This is a genomic window from Clostridium cavendishii DSM 21758, from assembly GCF_900141845.1.
Taxonomy (GTDB): Bacteria; Bacillota; Clostridia; order Clostridiales; family Clostridiaceae; genus Clostridium_AG; species Clostridium_AG cavendishii.
The window spans coordinates 298,397-323,731 of sequence record NZ_FQZB01000004.1; the positions used below are offsets into that span (position 1 = coordinate 298,397).

Here is a 25,335-nt window from a genome sequence, read left to right on the forward strand (position 1 = left end):
AAACTCTCATCCTATTTACATTTCTTTTTAGCCCCTTCATATATGTATTCTAAATACTCCACATTAACACCAAATTCTTTAACGGGTTTTATTCTTTTAGCCGCTCCCTCTAGTGCTTCTCTTGCTTCTGCAAAATCTTTATCTTTTATGCACACTGTAGCATATTTTATAAGATAATCAGCTTTAGCAACCATCTCAGCTAAATCTTCCCTATTCTCATTTACAAGTTCTACAAGCAAAGCATAAATTTTAGGGGTAGTCTTATCTCTATGCTTCAATAAAACATCATTATTTCTAGAACTTTTTGATCTCATATTTGACCTCCTTTGAAACTTATTATCATTACTCCATATATTATCATAAATATAGCCCAAAAGTGAATTATTTAATAATTAAAAAACATTTATTATTTATATTCCTAAATAAAAATTTCAGTAATATATAAGTTCCAATAAAGATTATTCAAAAAATTAAATTTACTTTCACTTATAATTTATCATATTATTAAGTCTTTTATGGAACTTATAGAATTAAATTAAATAGTATATATGATTCTAATTAGCTATTTTTAACTAAAAATGTTTAGTTGTTATTATTTCTTAATAAATTTGTTTTTTATGTAGAATATTAATTAGAACATATATACTCTAAACAAAATTATCTTGTAAAAAATCTAAAACTTTGAAAAATCATGTTTTTATAGTTTATAATTCTCTTTTAGAAAAAATAAAAACCTAGATTTTAGATTAAAATGTACCCTTTGTCAAGGACAATTTAGATAAAACCTAGGTTTTAATTTGTATATTATTTTTTTTTGCCTTTTCCTGAATCCTTTGTGGTATTTTTTTTAGTTTCTCTAGTAGCTTTAGGCTTCTTTGGACCACCCTTACTCTTTCCCTTATCTGGCATAAAAATCACTCCTTAAATTATGCTATATATAATTTTATGGTAGTGAATTATAAAATATTAATAAAATTTATTTTTAAAATCAATAATCACTTATTTTTAAACCACAACTTTTAGCTATAATTTTATATTCTTTAATAATCTCTTCATCCTTAAAAAACACAGGAAATCTTCTACTATAATTTCCCCATATAGTAATATCTTTACCTAGGAAATAAGTTGTGCAAAATAAAAGTTCTCTAAAAGAAAGACTAACTATAGTTCTAATAATATTTTCGTCTTTAATTTTAAAATATAATGTAGTTTTATCTCCGTATTTTAATTCATTCAATATAATTAACCTATCCTGGTAATCTAAACCTTCTAATATTTTCAAAACTCCAGTTTCATCTATATCTTTAAGATAAAAATCTGTAATAACCTCATTTTTTTCATAAACTTTCTTATAAAAATTAATAAATCTTTCTTCAAAATCATCTTCTATAGAACTCTTTTCATCAACTTCTAAAATACCATTAATAAAGTTAGAAAAACCTTGATTTATATCATTAAATCTTATATTTACTGTCTCTTTAAAAACATCCTCTTTTATAGGTTCTAAATAACTCCTCATAATTAACTCCTTATTAACTCCTTGTAAAATTATCTTAAAATCTATATAAACTTAGTATATATCTTTATAAATATAAAAAAACCTATAAGAAAATTAATTCTTATAGGTAACAATTCACTTTAAATTATCTTGAAAAGTTTCTATTGTTTTGTTGTTTTCTTGCTCTTCTGCAATCTGGACATCTTTGAGGTTCATTTTCGAATCCTTTTTCTTTGTAGAACGCTTGTTCTCCTTCAGTGAATACGAAATCTTTACCGCAGTCTTTACATACTAAGTTCTTATCTGCCATTTTAACATTTCTCCTTTTTATTTAAGATTTAAGATTTTAATTTGATTTACAATAACATACCTATAAAAAGGGAATGTTTGAATTTGAATCAGATTAAATCTCTTTAGTAAGTATATTTTACCTACAACAATTTAAATTTTATCATATATTTTTCCTAATTGCAATAGATTTCATGGTTAAAATATGAAATAAATTAGAATAATTTTCTAAATTGAATTAGATAAAAACATATCTTACTTATACATATATATTACCCAAAATTCAAATTAATAATTACAATTTTAAAAATTTTTTTTCTATGTTTAACTATTTTTTCATACATGGTAAAATAATATAAGAGTTGTAATAAAAAATGTTCATACCATTAAAATTATTTCATTTTTTAATTACTTGAATATTATTAATTACAATTTATTTATATATTTAAATAATATTTTATTTTGGGGAGGGACTTTTTAATGAGTAATAAAATTGACATCGATTGGGAAAACTTAGGTTTTAGTTATATTAAAACTGATTTACGTTATGTTTCTGTTTGGAAAGATGGTAAGTGGGATGACGGAGTTTTAACTGAAGACAATCTCCTTCATATAAGCGAAGCATCTACAGCACTACATTATGGTCAACAATGTTTTGAAGGTTTAAAGGCTTACAGAAGAAAAGATGGTATTGTTCAATTATTTAGACCAGATCAAAATGCTAATAGAATGAATAATAGTTGCAAGCGTTTATTAATGCCAGAAATACCAGTTGAAAAATTTATAGACGCTTGTAAACAAGTAGTTAAAGCAAATGATCACTTTGTTCCACCATATGGAACTGGAGCAACACTTTACTTAAGACCATTTGTTATAGGCGTTGGTGATAACATAGGAGTTAAACCTGCTCCGGAATATATTTTCTGTGTATTCTGCGTTCCAGTAGGTCCATACTTTAAAGGGGGCATGAAGCCAGTTAACTTTACTATAGCAGATTACGATAGAGCTGCTCCACATGGAACAGGAGCTCAAAAGGTTGGAGGAAACTATGCAGCCTCATTATATCCACATGAACTTGCTGTAAAAAGGGGCTTTGCTGACTGCATATATCTAGATCCTGCAACACACTCTAAGATAGAAGAAGTTGGTGCTGCAAATTTCTTTGGTATAACACATAACAATGAATTTATAACTCCAAATTCTCCTTCAATACTTCCAAGTATAACAAAATATTCTCTACTTTACCTAGCTAAAGAATATTTAAAACTTGATGTTTATGAAAGAGATGTTTTAATAGATAATATAGATGAATTTAAAGAAGCTGGAGCTTGTGGTACTGCTGCTGTTATAACTCCAATAGGCGGAATTGAATACAAAGAAAAACTTCATGTATTCCATAGTGAAACTGAAGTAGGTCCTATAACTAAAAAACTTTATGATACTTTATATGGAATACAACTTGGTGACGTTGAAGCACCACAAGGCTGGATAGTAGAAGTATAAATTCAAATATACAAATCTAAATTTTAATATTTGAACTTACTCCTATGAATAATAATAAATAGGAATTTCCTTTTAAAAATTAAAAGGGGACTCATAGAAATTTTTAACTACTTGGAATCTGGAATGTAATAAAAAATTTCTATAGGTCTCCCTTTTTATATTCAACCTATTATAATTTAATATTTAAATTCAATAGGTACTTGTATTTCTGTTAACCAATCTTCTTCATTTTCTTTATTCCAAATACCATCAATATAACATTCCCTTGGATTATCAAGAATTCTATAATTATTCTCTTCCATCCACTTAAAGATAAATATATATGCCTCTCTAATTTTGTTATATGGACCTTTATGAAATATGCAAATTGCTTTTTCTATTTTTTTTATAGTCTTAAACTTAATTATTTGAGTATCAGTCTTCATCTCTGTTACAGCTTCACAAATTTCTACATCTATATTTTTTTCCATAAATTCTCCATCATGGTAAACATTAAAACAGTATTTAGGCATAATAGATTTACAGCCTGCTTTTTTCATTTCTTTTGCCATTATATCTGGACAAAGGTAAAAAAAAGCATCATAAGTATCCACAACTTGTCTCATACTTGCTACTATTACTTCTGGTAATTCTTTTATAATAGGTTTATAACCATAATTAAACCCATTTGCAATCATATTTGAAAAACTTTTTATTTTAGCTAATTTTTTCTCTTCAACTCTTATATTTTTAATTACTTCATGCTCCTTAAGCTTTAAAAAAACATCTAATAATTTTGGATTTTTCATCATTTCTTTAATATCTTGCAATGATAAGCTCATCTGTCTTAAAGTTATTATCTTATGAAGTTTCGATAATTGCTCTGTAGTATAATATCCATATCCAGTCAAATCGTCAATATGTTCAGGCTTTAATAACCCTATTTCATCATAGTAACTTAAAGTTTTAGTAGTAATTTTATTCATTTTTGAAAACATACCTATTGAATACAAATTTTACCCTCACTCCCTTATATTTACATTAGTATATCCTTTAATTTAGCTTGAGTCACAACCTCAATATTTAAAGCTACTCCAGTATACACATTACAATAATACCATATTTTTACTAAATTTCAAAAAGTTTTACTTGTGTTAATGCACAAAATATATTTATTCTTATAATATAATAATTTTCTTATCAACAATAAATTAAATATTCTTATATATAATTTAATACTTTACTTAAAAAAACTCCTACGAAAATCATAGGAGCTTTTAATAACAATTCAAGCACTTCTTTAAACAAATTCTTTAGGGAATCTTACAAATAACCCCCCTATATAATATTCTTTTAGTATTTCTTGCTGCTTATTACTATACTTATCAATCCTTTCTTCTTTTTCCAATCTAATATTATCAAAAACGCCTCTTAAACTAAGCATTCCATACCCCCACTGTGGATTTGGATATACATCTCCAGGCCTTTGTACCGCACCTCTTACTAAATAGGTCTTTAACTTGTGAGCGTACATTGTAGTATCATTACCATCAATAATTCCCCACTGAAATAAAAGTGCACAAGAACCTGCTGCAACAGCACCAGCTACACTTGAACCATTAATAATTCTAGTTCCTCCCCCAGGAGCAGTTGTAAGTGCATTAATTCCTCCTGCAGCAATATCCGGTTTAATCATATCATTTTTGGTAAACCCTCTTCCTGATTCTGGTACTATTGAATTATTATTTTGATTATAAAAAGCTACTGTTAGCACACTACTTGAAGTTCCTGGAAGTGTCAATGTTGTGTATGGATTAGGCCTAAGAAATCTTGTTTCGGGATCTATAAGGTTTCTCTGCAATATCCATGAATCATACCTACCAACTACAATCAATTCCCCTATAATTTTAAATTGCCATATACCTTCCCTTATATCCTTTGCAAAAATAACTATTTTTTGATCTCCACTTACTTCATCTGGTATAAAATATTCTACTGTCATCCTAGTTTCTTCATATACAAAATTAACATCAGTAACCTCTTTAAGTTTTGGAGGTATTTTTTTAATAACTTCACCTGTAGGAGATGTTATTGAAAGAGATACCTTATCTGGCTTTGAAACCCATATTTCGATACGTATATCTTTTTGGTTTTTTCCTATTTTAAGTTCTATAATACCTATATCACCTGAATTTTTTAAAACTCCTGAAGTATGGGTTGAAGTATTCCCTTGATTACCTGTTGGAGCTACCACTGCAACTCCAATATTTTTAGTAATCTCTTCTGAATATCTTTCAACATAAGATTCTCCATTATGTGCACCATTATTCGTCCCTAAAGGAACATATATTATAATTGGCTTATTAAGTTTCACTGCTAATCTATACAAATATCTTACACCAAAAAATAATGTTGTGTTCTTATAAGCAACTTCATCTCCATAAATTGCATAAAAACGTCTAAAAGCCTTATTATCTGGCCTAAGCTTAACAACTGCTAAGCTGCATCCTGGCGCTACTCCAACAAGTTCTGGATTTATACCACTTGCTCCTATAATTCCTGCCATACTTGTTCCATGTCCTACATCATCCTTTGATGGAACTATGGCATAAGGATCTCCTACATTTCTCTTTGCTTGTATTGCTTTATTTATATCTTCCTGTGTATATATAGTACCTGCAAAAACCTCTGGTGAAATCGGCTCTGTTTGAATAGTCATATCATAAATAGATATAATTCTAGTAGTTCCATCCTTATTTATAAATTCCTCATTTAAATAATCTATTCCTGTATCAATTATGCCTACAATAACCCCAGAACCGTCTAAAGGAAGATATTGATTATTATGGAATAACTGTGCCTCTGAAGCCACTATGGGAGATATGTCACATAATGTAACTGCTGATCCAGGATCTATAAAAACTACTTCTGGCGTTATTCTTAATACATTACTTGATATATCATATGGTAATGAAACATAAGCTCTCTTTTCATCAACTATAAACACCTGAGAATTTGGATATTTACTTATTGCATTAACTATATCACCTTTATATTGAACCAGAGTATTAAGGTTATTTTCATCTAAAAAATGATTTATATTTTTATTTTTCACCTCTTCTCTATTTTTAGAATCATTAATTCCCCTAATATTATCGAAAATTCCTTTTATATTAAGCATCCCATATCCCCACTGTGGATTTGGATACACATCTCCTATTCTCTTACTAGTCCCTCTTGTTAAATAAGTTCTCATTTTTATAGAAGTTATTGTTGTATCATTTCCAAGAACAATTCCCCACTGAAAAACTAATGCGCATGCGCCCGCTGCTATAGAAGCTGCTACACTCGATCCACTAATTGTTTGAGTTCCACCCCCAACAGCAGTTGTGATTGCATTAATCCCACCTGCAACAAGTTCTGGTTTAATCATATTATTTCTTGTATATCCTTTTCCAGACTCAGGTACAATAGAATTATTATTTTGGTTATAAAAGCCTATGGTTATTGAACCTTTGGCAGTTCCAGGAGTAGTTAACGTAGTAGTGGGAATTGGATTTAAAAATTTTGTATCCGGTGCTATAAGATTACGCTGCAGTATCCATACATCATATTTACCGACTATAATTAACTGTCCTATAATCCTAAACTGCCATATACCTTCTCTAATGTTCCTTGCAATAATAACTATTTTTTGTTCGCCTGTTAATTCCTCAGGTATAAAATATTCTATTGACATCTTAGTTTCTTCATACAAAAAACTAATATCCATAGAAGTTTTAAGTTTTGGATATATATCCCTAATAACTTCACCTGTAGGCGATGTTATTGATAATCCTACCTTATCTGGTTTTGAAACCCATATTTCAATTCTTATATCTTGCTGAGTTTTCCCTACTTGTATTTCTACAACAGCCTCATCTCCTTTATTTCTTATTATTCCGGAGGTATGAGTATCAGTATTCCCCTGATTACCAGTAGGAACAACCACTACAACAGCATTATAAGTTGAAAGTAAGTTTATATATTTTTCAATAAATGACTCTCCATTATGAGGACCAAAATTACTTCCCTGTGGTGAATATATTACAATAGGCTTCTTTAACTCAACTGCTAAATCTGATAAATATTTTATAGCTACTACTAAACCTATACTTTGATATGCAACCTCATCTCCATAAATACAATAGTCTCTTCTAAATGATTTAACAGCTGGTTTTAGTTTTACTATTGCTAACTCACATCTTGGAGCTACCCCCACTAAATTAGGATTATTACCTCTAGCTGCAACTATGCCAGCCACATTTGTACCATGACCTATTTCATCTTTGCATGGCACAATGGCATAAGGATCTCCCCCATTTTTCTTAGCCTGTATTGCCTTGTTTATGTCATCTCTTGTATATATTGCACGACCATATTTGTTTTCTCCTAAAACACCTCTATCCATAATCGATAAAATTCTGGTTGTTCCATCTTCATTTATAAATTCTTCATTTAAGTAATCTATCCCTGTATCTATTATTCCTACTATTACCCCTTCTCCATTTAATGGTAGATACACATTATTATGAAAATAAGTACCTTCAGCCGCTTCTATAGGCGAAATATCACAAGGTGTAAGAGGCTCACCTATATCTGCATAAATTATTTCAGGTGTACTTTTTATTACATTATTATAAAGTTCATATGGTGTTGATATTAATGCACGTGTTTCATCTACTATATCTACAGCAGTATTGGGATAATTTTTTAAAGCGTTGACCAAATCCCCTTTATATTCAGTCAAAGCAATTTTATTCTCATCTTTAAAAAAATATTCTTCCTTTCCTGTTACTCTATTTTCTATATACTTTAAGCCCCTTATATTATTAAAAACACCTTGCATATTTACAGCCCCATATCCCCATTGAGGATTGGGATAAACATCCCCTTCTCTTTTAAATGTCCCCCTTATTAAATAAGTTTTAAGTTTTATTGAGTACATTCCTTTATCCTTTCCCTCAATAATCCCCCACTGAAATATAAGTGCTGAACATCCAGCTACTACAGCAGCAGCCACACTAGAGCCACTAATAATTTTTGTTTTATAATTTCCATACAATGCTATCGCATTAATTCCTCCAGCCACCAAATCTGGTTTTATCCTTCCATCCCTAGTATACCCTCTACCAGAATCTACTACTAAAGCATTGTTAGTTTGATCATAATATCCAACACTTATTGCATATCTTGAAGTCGATGGAATTGTAAGGGTTCCATCAGGATTAGGACTTAAAAACATTGTGTTTGGAGCAAGTATTTCTCTCTGTGGTAAATAAGCATCATATCTACCTACAGATACATATTCTCCTACAATCTTAAAATTCCATATACCTCCACTCATATTCAAGGCTGTAATACTAATTTTTTCGTCTCCACTTATTTCTTCTGGTTTTAGGTACTGAATAAGCATTCTTGTTTTTTCATATATAAAATTAATCTCTGAAATTTTCTTATTTATTGGAGCTATTCTTTCAACTATTTCTCCTGAAGGAGATGTAACTGACAAAGTTAACTTATCTGGTTTAGAAATCCATATTTCAAATTTTAAATTTTTCTGGTTATCATCTACTATAAGTTCAATATTAGCCACATCACCTTCTTTTGTTATTATCCCTGAAGTATGAATATTAGTATCCCCCTCATTTCCGGTTGGTACAATGACACCTACCCCTCTAATTCTAGAAATTTCGTCTATATACCTCTCGTTAACAGATAATCCTGTATGAGATCCCATACTATAACCTAATGGCACTAAAATTACTACCGGCTTTCTTAAATTTAAAGATAAATCATATAAATATTTTATTCCTAAATATACTCCTATATTTGTATAAGCTGGTGCGTTTCCATATATATATGCTTCTTCCCTCTCCTTATTACTAGCAGGTTGTAACTTTACAATTGAAAAATCACATCTTGGTGCTGCTCCTAAATATCGTGAATTGGGTCCCCTACCCCCAGCTATTCCTGCCATATTAGTACCATGACCTATCTCATCTCTTGAAGGTACTATAGCGTATGGATCCCTCCCCTCTCTTCTAGCCTTTATCGCTTCAGTAATTTCCTCTTTTGTATATTCACTTCCAAACGGTTGCCCACTAACCCTCTTTCCTGTATTAATAGTTTGATCATAAATAGTTATAATTCTTGAAGTTCCATCTTCATTAATAAATTCCTCTTGTAAATAATCTATCCCAGTATCAACTATTCCTACTATTACTCCTGAACCATCTAAAGGTAAATATTCATTATTATAAAACTGTAATGCTCCAGATGCTTCTACTGGGGAAACGGCACTTAAGGTATATATATCTGTTGTATTTCTATAAATGATTATGTCGGAGAGTTTAGTAATTATATCATCTATATTAGGAAGTGAGGTTGATAATATAGCACGATTTTCATCAATTATAAATACTTTTATATCTTTAAATTGACTTATAGCACTCTTAATATCTCCAGAATATTCTACTATAGCATAACTAACTTCAGGCCCAACTAAGATATCCTCTGGAATCTCTCTATCTCGTTTTTTATAACTTCTATTCTTTTTTATGCTAACCCCCTCCTTAAATGGATACCAAAATCTCTAATTCACTTAATAATACTTACTTTTTAAACACATAAAAAGTAAGAGTTTAATGTAGAATTTTTTAGTTTAAAAGTTAACTTATACATTTCATTAAAGTAAAATAAATCCAGCAGTGTTTTTAATAAACAAATCAAAACTTACTATCAAAATCTTATAAAATTATCTAAATAACTTTATATTACCTTAACTTTATTTTTTAATTATTCTATATTATGCACAATATCACTAGGTATTCTTATAAATAAACTTTTTATATAATATTCATTCATGGACACTTTAAACCTGTTCACATTTTTATTTAATTCATCTTCCTTATTTACTCTAATGTTATCAAAAACTCCCCTTAAACTAAGCATTCCATATCCCCATTGAGGATTAGGGTATACATCACCTGGTCTCTGTTTGGCTCCCCTTATTAAATAGGTTTTCAACTTTTCTGCATACATTGTAGTATCATTTCCTTGAACAATTCCCCATTCAAGTAATAATGCACAAGAACCCGCTACAACAGCGCCAGCTACACTTGAACCACTAATAACCTCTATATTTCCACCTATACTGGTTACAACAGCATTAATACCACCTGCTGCGATATCAGGTTTAACCATATCATTTCTTGTAAATCCTCTCCCTGATTCTGGTACAATTGAATTATTATTTTGATTATAGTAAGCTGCTGTTATTACAGCTTGGGTAGTTCCTGGCAAAGTAAGTGTCGTATATGGATTAGGCCTAATAAACCTTGTTTCTGGAGCTATGAGCTCCTTTTGTAATATCCATGCATCATATTTTCCTACTACAATCAATTCTCCTATAAGTTTAAATTGCCATATTCCTTCTCTAATATCTCTTGCAATAATAACTATTCTTTGTTCTCCACTTATTTCATCTGGTATTGAGTACTCCACAGTCATTCTGGTTTCTTCATATACAAAGTTAATATCTGTAACCTCTTTAAGCTTAGGTGGAATCTTTCTAATAACCTCACCTGTTGGAGATGTTATTGAAAGTGATACTTTATCTGGTTTTGATATCCATATTTCTAGTCTTATATCCTTTTGCTTATCTCCTATTTTTAACTCTATTATTCCAATATCTCCTGCATTTTTTAATGTTCCAGATGTGTGCGTTGATGTATTTCCTTGATTTCCTGTTGGCGCAACTACTACAACACCAATATTTCTAGTGATTTCTTCGGAATATCTTTCTAAGTATGACTCACCATTATGTGGTCCCATATTAGTGCCTAATGGAATATATATTACTATAGGCTTTTTTAAATTATTTGATAATTCAAACAAATCTTTTATACCTAAAAATACTGCAGTATTTTTATAAGCAACTGCATCTCCATAAACTGCATACATATTTCTAAAAGCTTGATTTCCTTCCAAAAGCTTAACGATTGCTAAATTACATTTAGGTGCAACCCCTAAAATGGCTTTATTTTTTTCTCCTGCTGCTATTATACTTGCCATCTTTGTACCATGTCCTATTTCATCTCTAGATGGTACTATAGCATACGGATCTCCACCACTTTTCTTTACTTGTATAGCTTTATTTATGTCCTCTTGTGTATATATAGAACCTGCTACATGTCCCTTAGGCGTTTCAGTACCTTGAATAGTTTGATCATAAATATATATAATTCTAGATGTTCCATCAGCATTTATAAATTCATCATTTAAATAATCTATTCCAGTATCTACTATACCTACAATTACCCCAGACCCATCTAATGGTAAATATTTATTGTCATGAAATAATGGTGCCTCTGATATTTCTATAGGTGATACATCACACAACGTAAGAACTGAACCTGGATCTGCATAAACTATTTCTGGAGTTGTTCTTAAAGCATTATTAACTATGTCTAAAGGCAAGGATATAAATGCACGCCTGTCATCTAATATAAATACAGCTGAATTAGGAAATTTTGTTATAGCACCTACTATATCTCCCCTATATTCAACCATTGTATTTACATTATTAGGCTGTAAAAAGTAATTTATCTTAGTATTTTCTTGTCTACTTTCAATCATAGCCTCTCCTCTAATATTATCAAAAATTCCTTTTATATCCAAAATTCCATAACCCCACTGAGGATTAGGATAAACATCACCAGGCCTCTTACTAGTTCCTCTTATTAAATATGTCTTTAATTTTGCAGCAAACATGGTAATATCATTTCCCAAAACAATTCCCCACTGAAATAATAAAGCACAAGCTCCAGCTACTATAGCTGCTCCTACACTTGACCCAGTAATAGTTTGTGTTCCTCCCCCAACTGCAGTAGTAACAGCATTAATTCCACCTGCTACTAAGTCGGGTTTAATTGCATTGTCTCTTGTATATCCCTTTCCTGATTCAGGAACTATTGAATTATTATTCTGATTATAAAACCCTGCAGTGATTGCAGCTTTAGATGTTCCTGGAGTAGTTAAAGTAGTGTTAGGGGTTGGATTAAGAAATTTTGTATCAGGCGCTATAAGTCCTCTTTGTAAAGTCCATACATCATACCTTCCAACTATAATTAATTCTCCTATAAGTTTAAATTGCCATATTCCTTCTCTAATATTTCTAGCCATAATAACTATTTTTTGTTCACCTGTAAGTTCCTCAGGTAAAGAATATGTTATATTCATCTTAGTCTCTTCATATAAAAAACCTATATCCATGGAAGTTTTAAGCTTTGGATATATATCTCTAATCACTTCACCTGTTGGAGACACTATAGATAACCCTATTTTATCCGGCTTAGACATCCATATTTCAAGCCTTATATTTTTTTGATTTTTTCCTATTTGAATTTCTACAGTGGCTTCATCACCTTTATTTCTTATTACTCCAGAAGTATGAGTATCCGTATTACCCTGATTACCAGTAGGAATCACAACTCCTACACCATTATAAGTACAAATTTCATTTATATATTTTTCTGAAAATGCTTCTCCATTGTGAGGTCCCACATTAGTTCCCAATGGAGCAAATATTACAATTGGCTTCTTTAATTCAAGCGCTATCTCAAATAAAAATTTTGCTCCAAGCACTAGTGCTTGAGTTTGACACACAAATTCATCTCCATAAATTGCAAAACTTTCTCTAAAATTTTTAAATGCATTCCTTACCTTTACTATAGCTAATTCACATCTAGGTGCTACTCCAACCAAATTTGGATTAACTCCCCTTGCAGCTATTATTCCAGCCATATTTGTTCCATGGCCTACTTCATCCTTAGAAGGTACTATTTTATATGGATCTTCTCCATTTCTCTTAGCTTGTATAGCTTTATTTATATCCTCTCTTTTATAAACAGCACATCTAAGCCAAGAGTTATTATCCGGAATTCCTCTATCCATAAGCGCTACTATTCTAGAAGTTCCATCTTCATTTATAAATTCTTCATTTAAATAATCTATGCCAGTATCAATTATTCCTATAAGAACACCTTCTCCATCCAAAGACATATAAGGGTTATTATGGAACTCAATAGCTCCAGATGCATCTATTGGTGAAATATCACAAAGAGAAAGTGGTGCATCTGCCTCAATATAAACTATTTCAGGTGTTGCTCCTAATACCTCATTATAAATTGTATTTGGTGTTGTTATTAATGCACGTTTGTTATCTATTATAAATACTTCACTATTAGGCCATTTCTTCATAGCCTTAATTATATCTCCCGTATATTCAATTAAAACAATTTTATTATTTGGATCAAAAAAATAATTATGCTCTGTATCAATAGGATATTTAAAATTTTGTTCAAATCTATTCTCATCTCTCAAACCTCTTATATTATCAAAAACCCCCTTCATATTTACAGCTCCATACCCCCACTGAGGATTAGGATATATATCCCCTTCTCTCTTCGATGCCCCTCTTATTAAATATGTTTTAAGTTTTATTGAATACATTCCTTTATCCTTACCTTCAATAATTCCCCATTGAAAAATAAGCGCTGAACACCCTGCCACTACTGCTGCTGCTACACTTGATCCACTAATAACTTTATTCTTTTCATATACAGCTAATGCATTTATTCCTCCCGCCACTATATCAGGCTTTATTCTTCCATCCCTTGTATATCCCCTACCAGAGTCTACTTCAATAGCATTATTGGTTTGATTATAATACCCAACTGTTATAGCATACTTTGATGTTGACGGAAGCATCAAAGTTCCATCCGGATCAGGTCTTAAAAACTTAGTATTAGGTGCTAATACTACTCTTTGAGGCAAATACGCATCATATCTACCTACTGATACAAACTCTCCTACAAGTTTAAAATTCCAAATCCCTCCGGTAATATTAACTGCTGTAATGCTAATTTTCTGATCCCCACTTATCTCCTCTGGTTTAACATATTGAATAAACATCTTAGTTTTTTCATATATAAAATTAATCTCTGTAATTTTTTTATTTATTGGCGCTATTCTTTCTACTATTTCACCAGAAGGTGAAGTAATAGATAACGTAAATTTATCCGGCTTAGAAATCCATATTTCAAACCTTAAATTTTTTTGGTTATTATCTACTATAAGTTCAATATTTCCTACATCACCATTCTGTGATATTACTCCTGACGTATGAGTATCTGTATCTCCTTCATTTCCAGTTGGTACAACAACAGTTACTCCTCTAATTCTTGAAATTTCATCTATAAATCTCTCATTAAAAGCCAATCCATCATGAGAACCTGAATTAGTTCCAAGGGGTAATAATATTACAATTGGTTTTTTTAAATTTAAAGAAAGCTCATATAAATATCTAATTCCTAGATATACTTGTATAACAGAATATAAAGGTATATTTTCATATATATATGATTGTTTTATAAATTTTTTACTTGCTGATATTAACTTTACAACAGCCAAGTCACATCTTGGTGCTGCTCCTCTAAATTGTGGATTAACACCTCTAGCTCCCACTATCCCCGCCATATTTGTTCCATGACCTATTTCGTCTGTTGATGGCACTATAGAATAAGGATCTTTGCCTTCCCTTTTTGCTTTAATTGCATTATTTACATCATCTCTAGTATATTCGCTTCCTAAAGGATATTTTTCTGGTTTTTTACCACTTTGAATAGTCTGATCCCATATACTCAAAATCTTTGAAGTTCCATCTTCATTGATAAATTCTTCATTTAAATAATCTATTCCTGAATCCAATATACCTAATATGACTCCAGCTCCATCAAGGGGTAAATATTCATTATTATAAAATTGTAACGCACCTGAAGCTTCTACTGGTGAAATAGCACATAAAGTATAAATCGCACTAGGAATTCTATATGTTATCACACTAGAAAGTTTATTAACTACATTATCTACCTCATCATCTATAACTGACAATATAGCATGATTTTCATCAACTATAAAAATTGTTGCATTACTAAACTTCTTTACTGCATTAACTATATCACCACTATATTCTACTAACGCATATGTTATATTATCTCCTAATGGAATGTCAGAGGAGTTTTCTCTATTATATGTTTTAGTACACTTTTTATCTTTTATACCACTCTCCTCCCTTCATAGCTATTTAAAATCCTAAACTATTAATTTTGAACACTATCATTTACATAACCTCACAAACAAACTTCCTAAATAATATTCACTCTCACCTTTTATAGCATCATTAATAGACTTATTTGTATTATCTATATCTTCATAATAAGTGTCTTTTAAGTTTCCTCTAACGTTAGCCACTCTTAATAAATCTAAAGAATCATAAGCACACACCGTACCATATCCCCAACTTGGATCAGGATATAACACTCCTAATCTATCTTTTTTAGCTGCTTTTGAAAGATAATACTTAAGTCTATCTCCATAAAGAAATGGATCTTTACCCTTAACTATTCCCCACTCTAAAAGTAACGCACATATTCCAGATACATGAGGTGCTGCCATTGACGTTCCTGATTTAGTATCAAATCCATTATTTGATACTGTAGATAATATATCTTCTCCTGGTGCTACTATATCTGGCTTTGTAAATGATGTTTCATAAAGCTTTCCTCTACCTGAAAAAGCAGAAAAAGTATTAGTCATATTATTATAACTACCAACTGTAATTGCACTTCTAACTGTTCCTGGTATACCTAAAGTATTATAAACATCAGGTTGAAGAAACTTTGTTTTAGGACTAAGTGCTTCTGTAATAGGCAACCATATATCATATACTCCTCTATATTTATTAAGAGGCTTTATTGTTACCTTCCATTCTCCACCTGTTAAATATTGTTCTCCAGCTAATAAGGTTACAGTTATTTCTCCATTTATATCAAAAGGCTTAGGCCCTGTATTATAAATGATACACTTATCAACTCCTATATTAACTTCCCTATATCCAGTACGTAATACTATTTCACCACTCCTCTCACCTAATGAATTTTCTATTTCAATAGAAATATCAACAAGAAGAGGTTTGTATATTTGTAATGCTATTGATGCTTCAAAATCTGATACACTTAAAGGAATTGTATTAACATCACTTAACGTTCCACCAACATGATGGGCTGCATCTCCCTCATTACCAGCTGCAATAACCATTGCAACCCTTTCAAGTCTACATATAGTCTCTATATATTGCTCTAAAAGACTTGTTCCATTATGTGCACCATCATTAGTACTTAGACTGATATTTATAACTAAAGGCTTATTATTCTCATTTGCCTTGTCTAACAGAAACTTTATTCCTCTCATAATCTGAGTGCTCAAAGCAAAATTTAGAAACCCATATCTAGTTATCTTGACCATAGCAATAGAGCTTTTGAAAGCTACTCCATAGTTTTGCTTTTGAGCTTTGCCTCCTGCTGTAGCTATTCCTGCTACATGTGTTCCATGATTTACTGGATCTTTTACATTTACAATGGCATAAGGATCAGATGACTTTAAGGCTTCATTTATCTGAGCTTTATCATAAACCTTTTTATTTTCACCCAAATCATATATGAAATCAATTCTTGTATTTCCTGCTTCATCTATGAAAGCTGGATGAGTATAATCTATCCCAGTATCAATAAATCCAACCAATACTCCCTCCCCACTTAATCCATACCTCTCCCAAGCATTTGGCACACAACAGGCTTTATTACTTTCTAAATCTGATGTAAATAATACCTTAGGTACTTCCACATACTGTACTCCTTCTATTTGAGATACTTTTCTTATATCATCAGCCTTTAATGTAATAATACCAAAGCCAAAACCTAAATTTTCAAAAGTTCCTCCTATTTGCTCTACAGATTTTGCTACCTTTTCTACATTGTCTCCAAATAAGACTACTAATTCTATGTTCCCTTTATTAATTTTCTCATTTTCAGCTAATTGAACCACTTTATATAATAACTGTTCTGGTATTTTACTTAATAAATTTAATTGAGTGTTAGTTTTATTTGCTTCTATTTTAATCTCCTCCTAAGAATAGAACTATATAAATATTAAGGTAACTTTATAAATAACTTCCCTACATAATATTCTTTTTTATCCATTGCACCTTCATCTTCAGTTTTATTTTTCAATATATGATTACCTTGCAAATTATCTCTAATTATATCTTCTTTATTTTTTACTCTCATATTATCAAAAACTAACTTCATGTTAATAATTCCATATCCCCATTCTGGATTTGGATATTCCTTTCCCTCAGGTTTTACAGTACCTCCTATCAAATAAGTTTTAACTTTTGTTGCATATAAACTTGTGTCATTTCCATTAATAATTGCCCATTGAAATATGAGTGCTGCACATCCTGCTACTACTGCAGCTGCTACACTAGATCCACTGATAACTTGTGTTTTAGACCCTGTAGTAGTTGCCAAGGCATTTACTCCACCTGCTACCAATTCTGGCTTTGCTCTCCCATCTCTTGAATATCCTCTACTTGAATTAATGTCAATAGAGTTATTATTTTGATTATAGTAACCAACTGATATACTATATAGACTAGAAGATGGTATCATTAATGTTCTGTATGGATTGGAATTTAAAAATTTTGTTTCGTGAGCTAATAATTCACGTTGAATCAAATATGCATCATACTTACCGGTTATAACAACTTCCCCTATAAGATTAAAAGACCATATTCCTTCTTTTATATCTTTACCAATAATAGTTATTCTTTCCTCTCCAGTTGATATTTCTGGTATAGCATATTCTAAATATATAATTGTACCTTCATATAAAAATTTTATTTCTATTGTTTTGTTAAGGCTAGGTGATATGTTACTATATACTTCTCCTGAAGGAGAAATAATGGTCATTGAATATTTATCTGGTTTATTAACCCATATTTCAAAATTTATATTTTTTTGTTTTTTACCTATTTTAAGTTCAATACTCTTTATGTCCCCTACTGACTCTATTGTTCCAGAAGTATGATTATCTGAATTTCCCTCATTACCTAGTGCTGCAACCACAGTTATCCCTTTTACCCTTGAAATCTCATCTATATATCTCTCAATAGTTGCTAATCCATTACGCCCTCCTCTACATCCCCCTATTGGTATAAGTATTACTACTGGTCTATTTAACCTACGAGATAAATCATAAAAATATTTTACACCTAAAAATACAACCGCAGTTGTAAACGTGGGTGCATTACCATAAGCTTCAAACTCTTCAATAAACGCTTTTGGACTAGGTGCTAACTTTACAATAGATAAATCACACCTAGGTGCCACACCTCTAACTTCTGGATTTACTCCTTTTGCTCCTACTATTGAGGCAATACTAGTACCATGACCTATTTCATCCTTTGATGCAACTATTTTATAAGGATCTTGACCATCTTTCTTTGCTTTAATAGCTTTATTTATATCTTCCCTAGTATACTCACAACCTCCGTGCAAGTATTTTTTTCCTTTTTCACATGGAATAGTTTGATCCCAAATAGTTATAATTCTTGTAGTTCCATCTTCATTTATAAATTCTTCATTTAAATAGTCTATACCAGTATCAAGGATTCCTACAAGAACTCCCGTTCCATCTAGCGGCAAATAAGTACTATTATAAAATTGAGAGGATCCAGATGCTTCTATTGGTGAAATATCACATAAGGTATAAAGAGCATTAGGATTAGGATAAACAAGTACATCAGATAATTTATCAATCACTTCTTTATAGTTTTCCCTAACTGCTAATACCGCACGATATTTATCAGCAATAAAAATACGAGCATTAGGAATTTTTTGTACAGCTCCAATAATATCTCCCATAAATTCAACTACAGTTAGTACCGTATCTGGTAAAGTAAAAAATATATAATCAGGCATATTTCCTAAGTCTTCCATACTACTCTCTCTTACTTTTTCTGATGTTTTATTAAACTCCCCACTTTTTATATAAATCTCCCCCTAAAAAGAGCTCATTTTATAGTAAAATATCCATCTTTAATAATTTTACTTTTTTTTATTATAATGGTAATCTAATAAACAATTTGCCTATATAATATTCAATTTCATACTTTATCATCTCTTCATCTCTATAATTTCTACTTATAAAATTAGTAGGCTTCAATCTAATATTATCAAATATTCCCTTCATATTAAGTATTCCATATCCAAAATCCCTATTAGGATATATATCACCTTCTCGTTTTATTGTCCCTCCTATTAAATATGTTTTGAGCTTTGTAGAATATAAATTTGTATCATTTCCATTAATAATACCCCACTGAAATATAAGTGCAGAACAACCTGCAACAATAGCTGTTGCTACGCTACACCCACTTATCATTCTTGTAGCTCCTCCTATAGTAGCTGCCATAGCATTTATTCCACCAGCCACTAAATCCGGTTTAATTCTATTATCCCTTGTATATCCCTTTCCAGATTGAGCTACAACAGAATTGTTATTTTGATTATAAAACCCTACTGCTATAGCATAAGATGACGTTGATGGTATGGTTAAAGTTTCATAAGGTTCTGAATTTAAAAACTTTGTTTCTGGAGCTAATAATTCTCTTTGAATTAAATATGCGTCATATTCTCCAGATATGACTAGTTCACCTATGAGCTTAAAAATCCATATTCCTTCCCTCATGTTTCTACCTTTAATCGTAATTCTCTCTTCACCAGTTAAAACTTCTGGTATAGAATATTCTACATATATTTTTGTACTTTCATAAAGGAATTTAACTTCTACTCTCTTTTCAAGAGTAGGTGGTATTCTTTCAATTATTTCACCAGAAGGCGAAATAATCGATAATGCAAATTTATCTGGTTTACTAATCCATATCTCAAACTTTATATTAATTTGTCCTTTGCCTATCTTAAGCTCAATATTCTTAGTATCTCCTTTTTTAATTATCTTACCTGATACATGAGTTTCACTATTTCCCTGATTTCCTGTTGGTACAATTGCAGCTATTCCCCTTACTTTTGAAATTTCATCTATATATCTTTCAATAAATGATAAGCCATTATGAGGACCTATATTGGCTCCCACCCCTACAAATATTACCATAGGTTTTTTTAGCCTAATACCAAGCTCATACAAATACTTAATACCTGAAAATACTACAGAAGTTGAAAAAGCCACTCTATTTCCATATACTCCAAAATCGTCTCTTATAGTATCAGGTGCAAAATATAATTTCACAATAGCTAAGTCACAGCTTGGCGCTACCCCAATAATATCTGGATTTACTCCCCTTGCTCCTATAATAGATGCCATACTAGTACCATGTCCATCTGTATCTTTAGATGGTACTATTTTATAAGGATCTTCGCCATTTTTTTTAGCCTGAATTGCTCTATTTATATCTTCATTACTATATTCACTACCTCCAAAAGAATCTGGTGGCTGCTTTCCTGTATCATTTATTTGATCCCAAATAGCTAAAACTCTTGAAGTGCCATCTTCATTAATAAATTCTTCATTTAAATAATCTATTCCAGTATCAACAATTCCTACTACAACTCCATTCCCATCTAAAGGTAAATAAACACTATTATGGAATATAGTTGCTCCAGCAGCCTCTATTGGTGAAATGTCACAGGTTGTATGAAGTACTGTTTGCACCGAATAAAGAATTACATCTGAAAGCTGATTAACTACATCTTGTATATCATCTGCATCACCTACAACTGATAAAATTGCACGTTTTTTATCAAGAAGAGTAATCTTAGCATTGGGAATATTTTTTGCAGCACCAATAGCATCACCTTGATATTCTATAGTAGCAAAAGTCCCTTGTGGCAAAGCAAAAAATTCATGTTCTGTAAGATTAGGAATTATATTAATAGTTACACCTTCTTTAGAAAATTTCTCCGTAATTTCCTTAATTTCTCCTTCATATTCCAATATTGCACGTTTATCATCAATTATAAAGGCTTTAGTATTACCATCTTTTTTTGCAGATCCAACAATATCTCCCTCATACTCAACAGTAACATACGGTTTTGGTTCTATTCTATATATATAAATCACCTCCTACTTAGAGTTTTTTATAATTTAGGTATCCTTATAAATAAATTATCTATATAGTATTCTTCTTCATTCAATAACCTTTTTTTACTCACAATATTATTACTCTCGAAGTTACTGAGTTTTAGTCTAATATTATCAAATATACCTTTCATATTAAGTATTCCATATCCAAAATCTCTGTTAGGATATATATCACCTTCTCGTTTTATTGTCCCTCCTATCAAATATGTTTTGAGCTTTGTAGAATATAAATTTGTATCATTTCCGTTAATAATCCCCCACTGAAATATAAGTGCAGAACAACCTGCAACAATAGCTGTTGCTACACTACACCCACTTATCATTCTTGTAGCTCCTCCTATAGTAGCTGCCATAGCATTTATTCCACCGGCCACTAAATCTGGTTTAATTCTATTATCCCTTGTATATCCCTTTCCAGATTCAGCTACAACAGAATTATTATTTTGATTATAGAAACCTACTGTTATAGCATAAGCTGAAGTTGATGGTATAGTTAAAGTTTCATATGGGTCTGAATTTAAAAACTTTGTTTCTGGCGCTAATAATTCCCTCTGAATCAAATATGAATCATACTCTCCTGATATGACTAGTTCGCCTATAAGCTTAAAAATCCATATTCCTTCCCTCATATTTCTACCTTTAATCGTAATTCTCTCTTCACCAGTTAAAACCTCTGGTATAGAATATTCTACATATAGTATTGTACTTTCATAAAGAAATTTAACTTCTACCCTCTTTTCAAGAGTAGGTGGTATTCTTTCAATTATTTCACCAGAAGGCGAAATAATTGATAATGCAAATTTATCTGGTTTACTAATCCATATCTCAAACTTTATATTAATTTGTTCTTTGCCTATCTTAATCTCAATATTCTTAGTATCTCCTTTTTTAATTATCTTACCTGAAACATGAGTTTCACTATTTCCCTGATTTCCTGTTGGTACAATTGCAGCTATTCCCCTTACCTTTGAAATTTCATCTATATATCTTTCAATAAATGATAAACCATTATGAGGACCTATATTAGCTCCTACTCCTACAAATATTACTATAGGTGTTTTTAATTTAATGCCTAACTCATATAGATATTTAATACCTGAAAATGTTACTGATGTAGAATAAGCTACCCTATCTCCATATACACCAAAATCATCTCTTACAGTATTCGGTGCATCATATAGCTTTACAATAGCTAATGCACATCTTGGTGCTACCCCGATAATATCTGGATTTACACCCCTTGCTCCTATAATAGATGCCATACTAGTACCATGTCCATCTGTATCTTTAGATGGTACTATTTTATAAGGATCTTCACCATTTCTCTTAGCTTGAATTGCTCTATTTATATCTTCATTACTATATTCACTGCCTCCAAATGAATCTTCTGGTTTTTTTCCAGTATTAAGTATCTGGTCCCAAAGTGCTACAATTCTTGATGTACCATCTTCATTAATAAATTCTTCATTTAAGTAATCTATTCCAGTATCAACAATTCCTACAGTAACCCCTCTCCCATCTAAAGGTAAATAAACACTATTATGGAATGTAGTTGCTCCAGAAGCCTCTATTGGTGAAATGTCACAGGTAGTATGAAGTACAGTTTGCACTGAATAAAGAAGTACATCTGAAAGTTGATTAACTACATCTTGTATATCATCAGCATTTCCTACAACTGTTAATATTGCACGTTTTTTATCAAGAATAATCACCCTAGCATTAGGAATATTTTTCACTGCACTAATAACATCACCTTGATATTCTATGGTGGCAAAAGTTGCTTGTGGTAATGCAAAAAATTGCTGATCTGTAAGATTAGGAATTATTTTAATACTCACACCTTCTTTAAAAAGCTTATCAGCCACTTCCTTAATGTCTCCTTGATATACTAATATTGCATGATTCTCATCTATTATAAAAGCCTTTGCATTCCCAATCTTTTTTGTAGCTCCAGAAATATCTCCATTATATTCTACAGTAACATATGGTTTCACTTCTACTTTCTCTATATTAAGCACCTCCTTAAAAAGCTATTTCATATTAATTAAATATTTCTATAACTTTATATAATTTTTGGCTTTTGGCAATCTTATGAATAAACTACCAAAACAATATTCATTCACATATATATCCTCTTTGTAAAGTAGTTCCCTATCATATGGATTCACATAAATTTTTGATCTAATATTATCAAAAATTCCTTTCATATTGACAAATCCATAACCAACCTCTGGATTAGGATATATATCTCCCTCCCTTTTTACTGTGCCTCCTATAAGATAGGTTTTAAGTTTAGTAGAGTATAAATTCACATCATTTCCATTTATAATTCCCCATTGAAATATAAGAGCTGAACACCCTGCTACAACAGCAGCAGCTACACTAGATCCACTTATAACCTTCGTTCCGGAATTTCCATCAGCTACTACCGCATTTATTCCCCCAGCCGCTAAGTCTGGTTTAACTCTTCCATCTCGTGTATATCCCTTTCCAGACTCTGCTACATTAGAATTGTTATTTTGATTATAAAATCCAACCGATATTCCATAAGATGAAGTTGATGGTATAGTTAATGTTCCATAAGGATCTGGGTTTAAAAATTTAGTGTCAGGAGCTAAGAGTTCTCTTTGAAGTAAATATGAATTAAAATCACCTGTTACAACAAGTTCACCTATAAGTTTAAAAGTCCAAATTCCTTCTCTTATATTCCTAGCATTAATAGTGATTTTCTCATCGCCAGTTAATGCTTCTGGAATATCATATTTAACATATATTACGGTTCCCTCATATAAAAACTTAAATGGCGTAATTTTATTTAAAGTTGGAGGTATTCTATCAATAATTTCTCCAGAAGGTGAAATTATTGATAGAGCAAATTTATCTGGTTTGCTTACCCAAATTTCAAAATTTATATTTTGTTGGTCTTTTCCTATTTTAATTTCTATATTTTGTGAATCACCTTCATTAAGTATCTTTCCAGATACATGGTTCTCTGCATTTCCTTCATTTCCTGTTGGTATAACTGCAGCTACACCTCTAACCTTTGAAATCTCATCTATATACCTCTCATTAAATGCCAGACCATTATGTCCTCCCCTAACTCCTCCTAATGGTGTAAGTATTACAATAGGTTTTTTCATTCGATAAGACAAATCATATAAGTATTTCGTAGCCAAAAAAAGGACTGATGTGGTAAACGTAGGTGAATTACCATATTTAGCAAATTGATTGTTTAATGATTCAGGACTGGGCCCAAGCTTTACCATCGCCAAATCACATTTTGGTGCTACTCCTACAAGTTCTGGCTTAACTCCTCTTGCCCCAACAATTGATGACATATGTGTACCATGCCCTATATCATCTTTTGATGGCACTATAGAATATGGATCTTTCCCCTCCTGTTTAGCCTTAATAGCAGAAGTTATTTCTTCTCTAGTATATTCAGTTCCTACAAATTGTCCTGGTGGCTTTTTATCACTAACAATATTTTGATCCCAAATAGCTATAATTCTTGATGTTCCATCCTCATTAATAAATTCTTCGTTTAAGTAATCTATTCCACTATCAATTATCCCTACAATAATACCAGACCCATCTAGTGGTAAATAAATACTATTGTGGAATATAGTTGCTTCTGATGCTTCTACTGGTGAAATATCACATAAAGTATAAAGTGAACTAGGACTTACATTAACAATTACATCAAAAAGCTTATCAACAACCTCCTGAACATCTCCTCTAACTGCTAATATTGCACGATTTTTATCTACAATAGCTACTCTAGCATTAGGGATTTTTTTTACCATACTAACTATATCCCCCTTGTATTCAACTACTGAATACACAGTATCTAATAGAGCAAAGAACTTTTCATCCGGCATGCTTCCTATGTCTTCTTCTATCCTATTATTACTAGACAGATTTATTCCTTCTATATTACTCTCCTCCTAGAAACATCTCTAATA

12 protein-coding genes are annotated in these 25,335 nt (G+C 31.1%); 1 reads left to right on the forward strand and 11 read right to left on the reverse strand.

Annotated features, from left to right (window positions below; translation table 11 throughout):
• Positions 1–11 precede the first annotated feature (11 nt).
• The 3 genes from BUB01_RS03310 to BUB01_RS03320 all read right to left on the reverse strand — a co-directional run bounded on the left by BUB01_RS03310 (position 12) and on the right by BUB01_RS03320 (position 1,808).
• Entirely contained in the window at positions 12–314 is a 303-nt protein-coding gene (locus tag BUB01_RS03310) for a hypothetical protein (RefSeq protein ID WP_072985262.1), read from the reverse strand.
• Positions 315–988: 674 nt separating this feature from the next.
• Positions 989–1,519 carry a hypothetical protein gene (locus BUB01_RS03315; RefSeq protein ID WP_072985263.1) on the reverse strand — a complete coding sequence of 177 codons (531 nt, stop codon included), beginning with the start codon at positions 1,517–1,519 and terminating at the stop codon, positions 989–991.
• Between the two features lie 124 nt (positions 1,520–1,643).
• Entirely contained in the window at positions 1,644–1,808 is a 165-nt protein-coding gene (locus BUB01_RS03320; RefSeq protein WP_072985264.1) for a zinc-ribbon domain-containing protein, read from the reverse strand.
• Between the two features lie 458 nt (positions 1,809–2,266).
• Here BUB01_RS03320 and BUB01_RS03325 point away from each other — a divergent pair, with 458 nt between their 5' ends.
• Positions 2,267–3,289, forward strand: coding sequence for a branched-chain amino acid aminotransferase (locus BUB01_RS03325; RefSeq protein WP_072985265.1), 1,023 nt, complete (start codon positions 2,267–2,269; stop codon positions 3,287–3,289).
• Positions 3,290–3,465: 176 nt separating this feature from the next.
• Here BUB01_RS03325 and BUB01_RS03330 read toward each other — a convergent pair whose 3' ends face one another.
• The 8 genes from BUB01_RS03330 to BUB01_RS03375 form a co-directional block, all read right to left on the reverse strand.
• A complete protein-coding gene (locus BUB01_RS03330) occupies positions 3,466–4,281 on the reverse strand; it encodes a MerR family transcriptional regulator (protein WP_084108248.1) in 816 nt (271 codons plus the stop codon).
• Between the two features lie 287 nt (positions 4,282–4,568).
• A complete protein-coding gene (locus BUB01_RS03335; protein ID WP_341422250.1) occupies positions 4,569–9,869 on the reverse strand; it encodes a S8 family peptidase in 5,301 nt (1,766 codons plus the stop codon).
• A 236-nt stretch (positions 9,870–10,105) separates the two neighbouring features.
• Positions 10,106–15,262: a S8 family peptidase gene (locus tag BUB01_RS22680; RefSeq protein ID WP_084108267.1), complete on the reverse strand. Its 5,157-nt coding sequence runs from the start codon at positions 15,260–15,262 to the stop codon at positions 10,106–10,108.
• 225 nt (positions 15,263–15,487) lie between these two features.
• Entirely contained in the window at positions 15,488–17,329 is a 1,842-nt protein-coding gene (locus BUB01_RS23790) for a S8 family serine peptidase (RefSeq protein WP_072985267.1), read from the reverse strand.
• Between the two features lie 29 nt (positions 17,330–17,358).
• The gene (locus tag BUB01_RS03360) at positions 17,359–19,209 is read right to left on the reverse strand and encodes a S8 family peptidase (protein ID WP_072985268.1); all 1,851 of its coding nucleotides are present in this window, start codon (positions 19,207–19,209) and stop codon (positions 17,359–17,361) included.
• Positions 19,210–19,330: 121 nt separating this feature from the next.
• A complete protein-coding gene (locus BUB01_RS03365; RefSeq protein ID WP_072985269.1) occupies positions 19,331–21,349 on the reverse strand; it encodes a S8 family peptidase in 2,019 nt (672 codons plus the stop codon).
• A gap of 17 nt (positions 21,350–21,366) precedes the next feature.
• Complete coding sequence (locus BUB01_RS03370; RefSeq protein WP_072985270.1) at positions 21,367–23,364, reverse strand: S8 family peptidase; 1,998 nt, start codon at positions 23,362–23,364, stop codon at positions 21,367–21,369.
• A gap of 60 nt (positions 23,365–23,424) precedes the next feature.
• Positions 23,425–25,251, reverse strand: a complete 1,827-nt coding sequence (locus BUB01_RS03375) for a S8 family peptidase (protein WP_072985271.1) — start codon at positions 25,249–25,251, stop codon at positions 23,425–23,427.
• Positions 25,252–25,335: the final 84 nt, after the last annotated feature.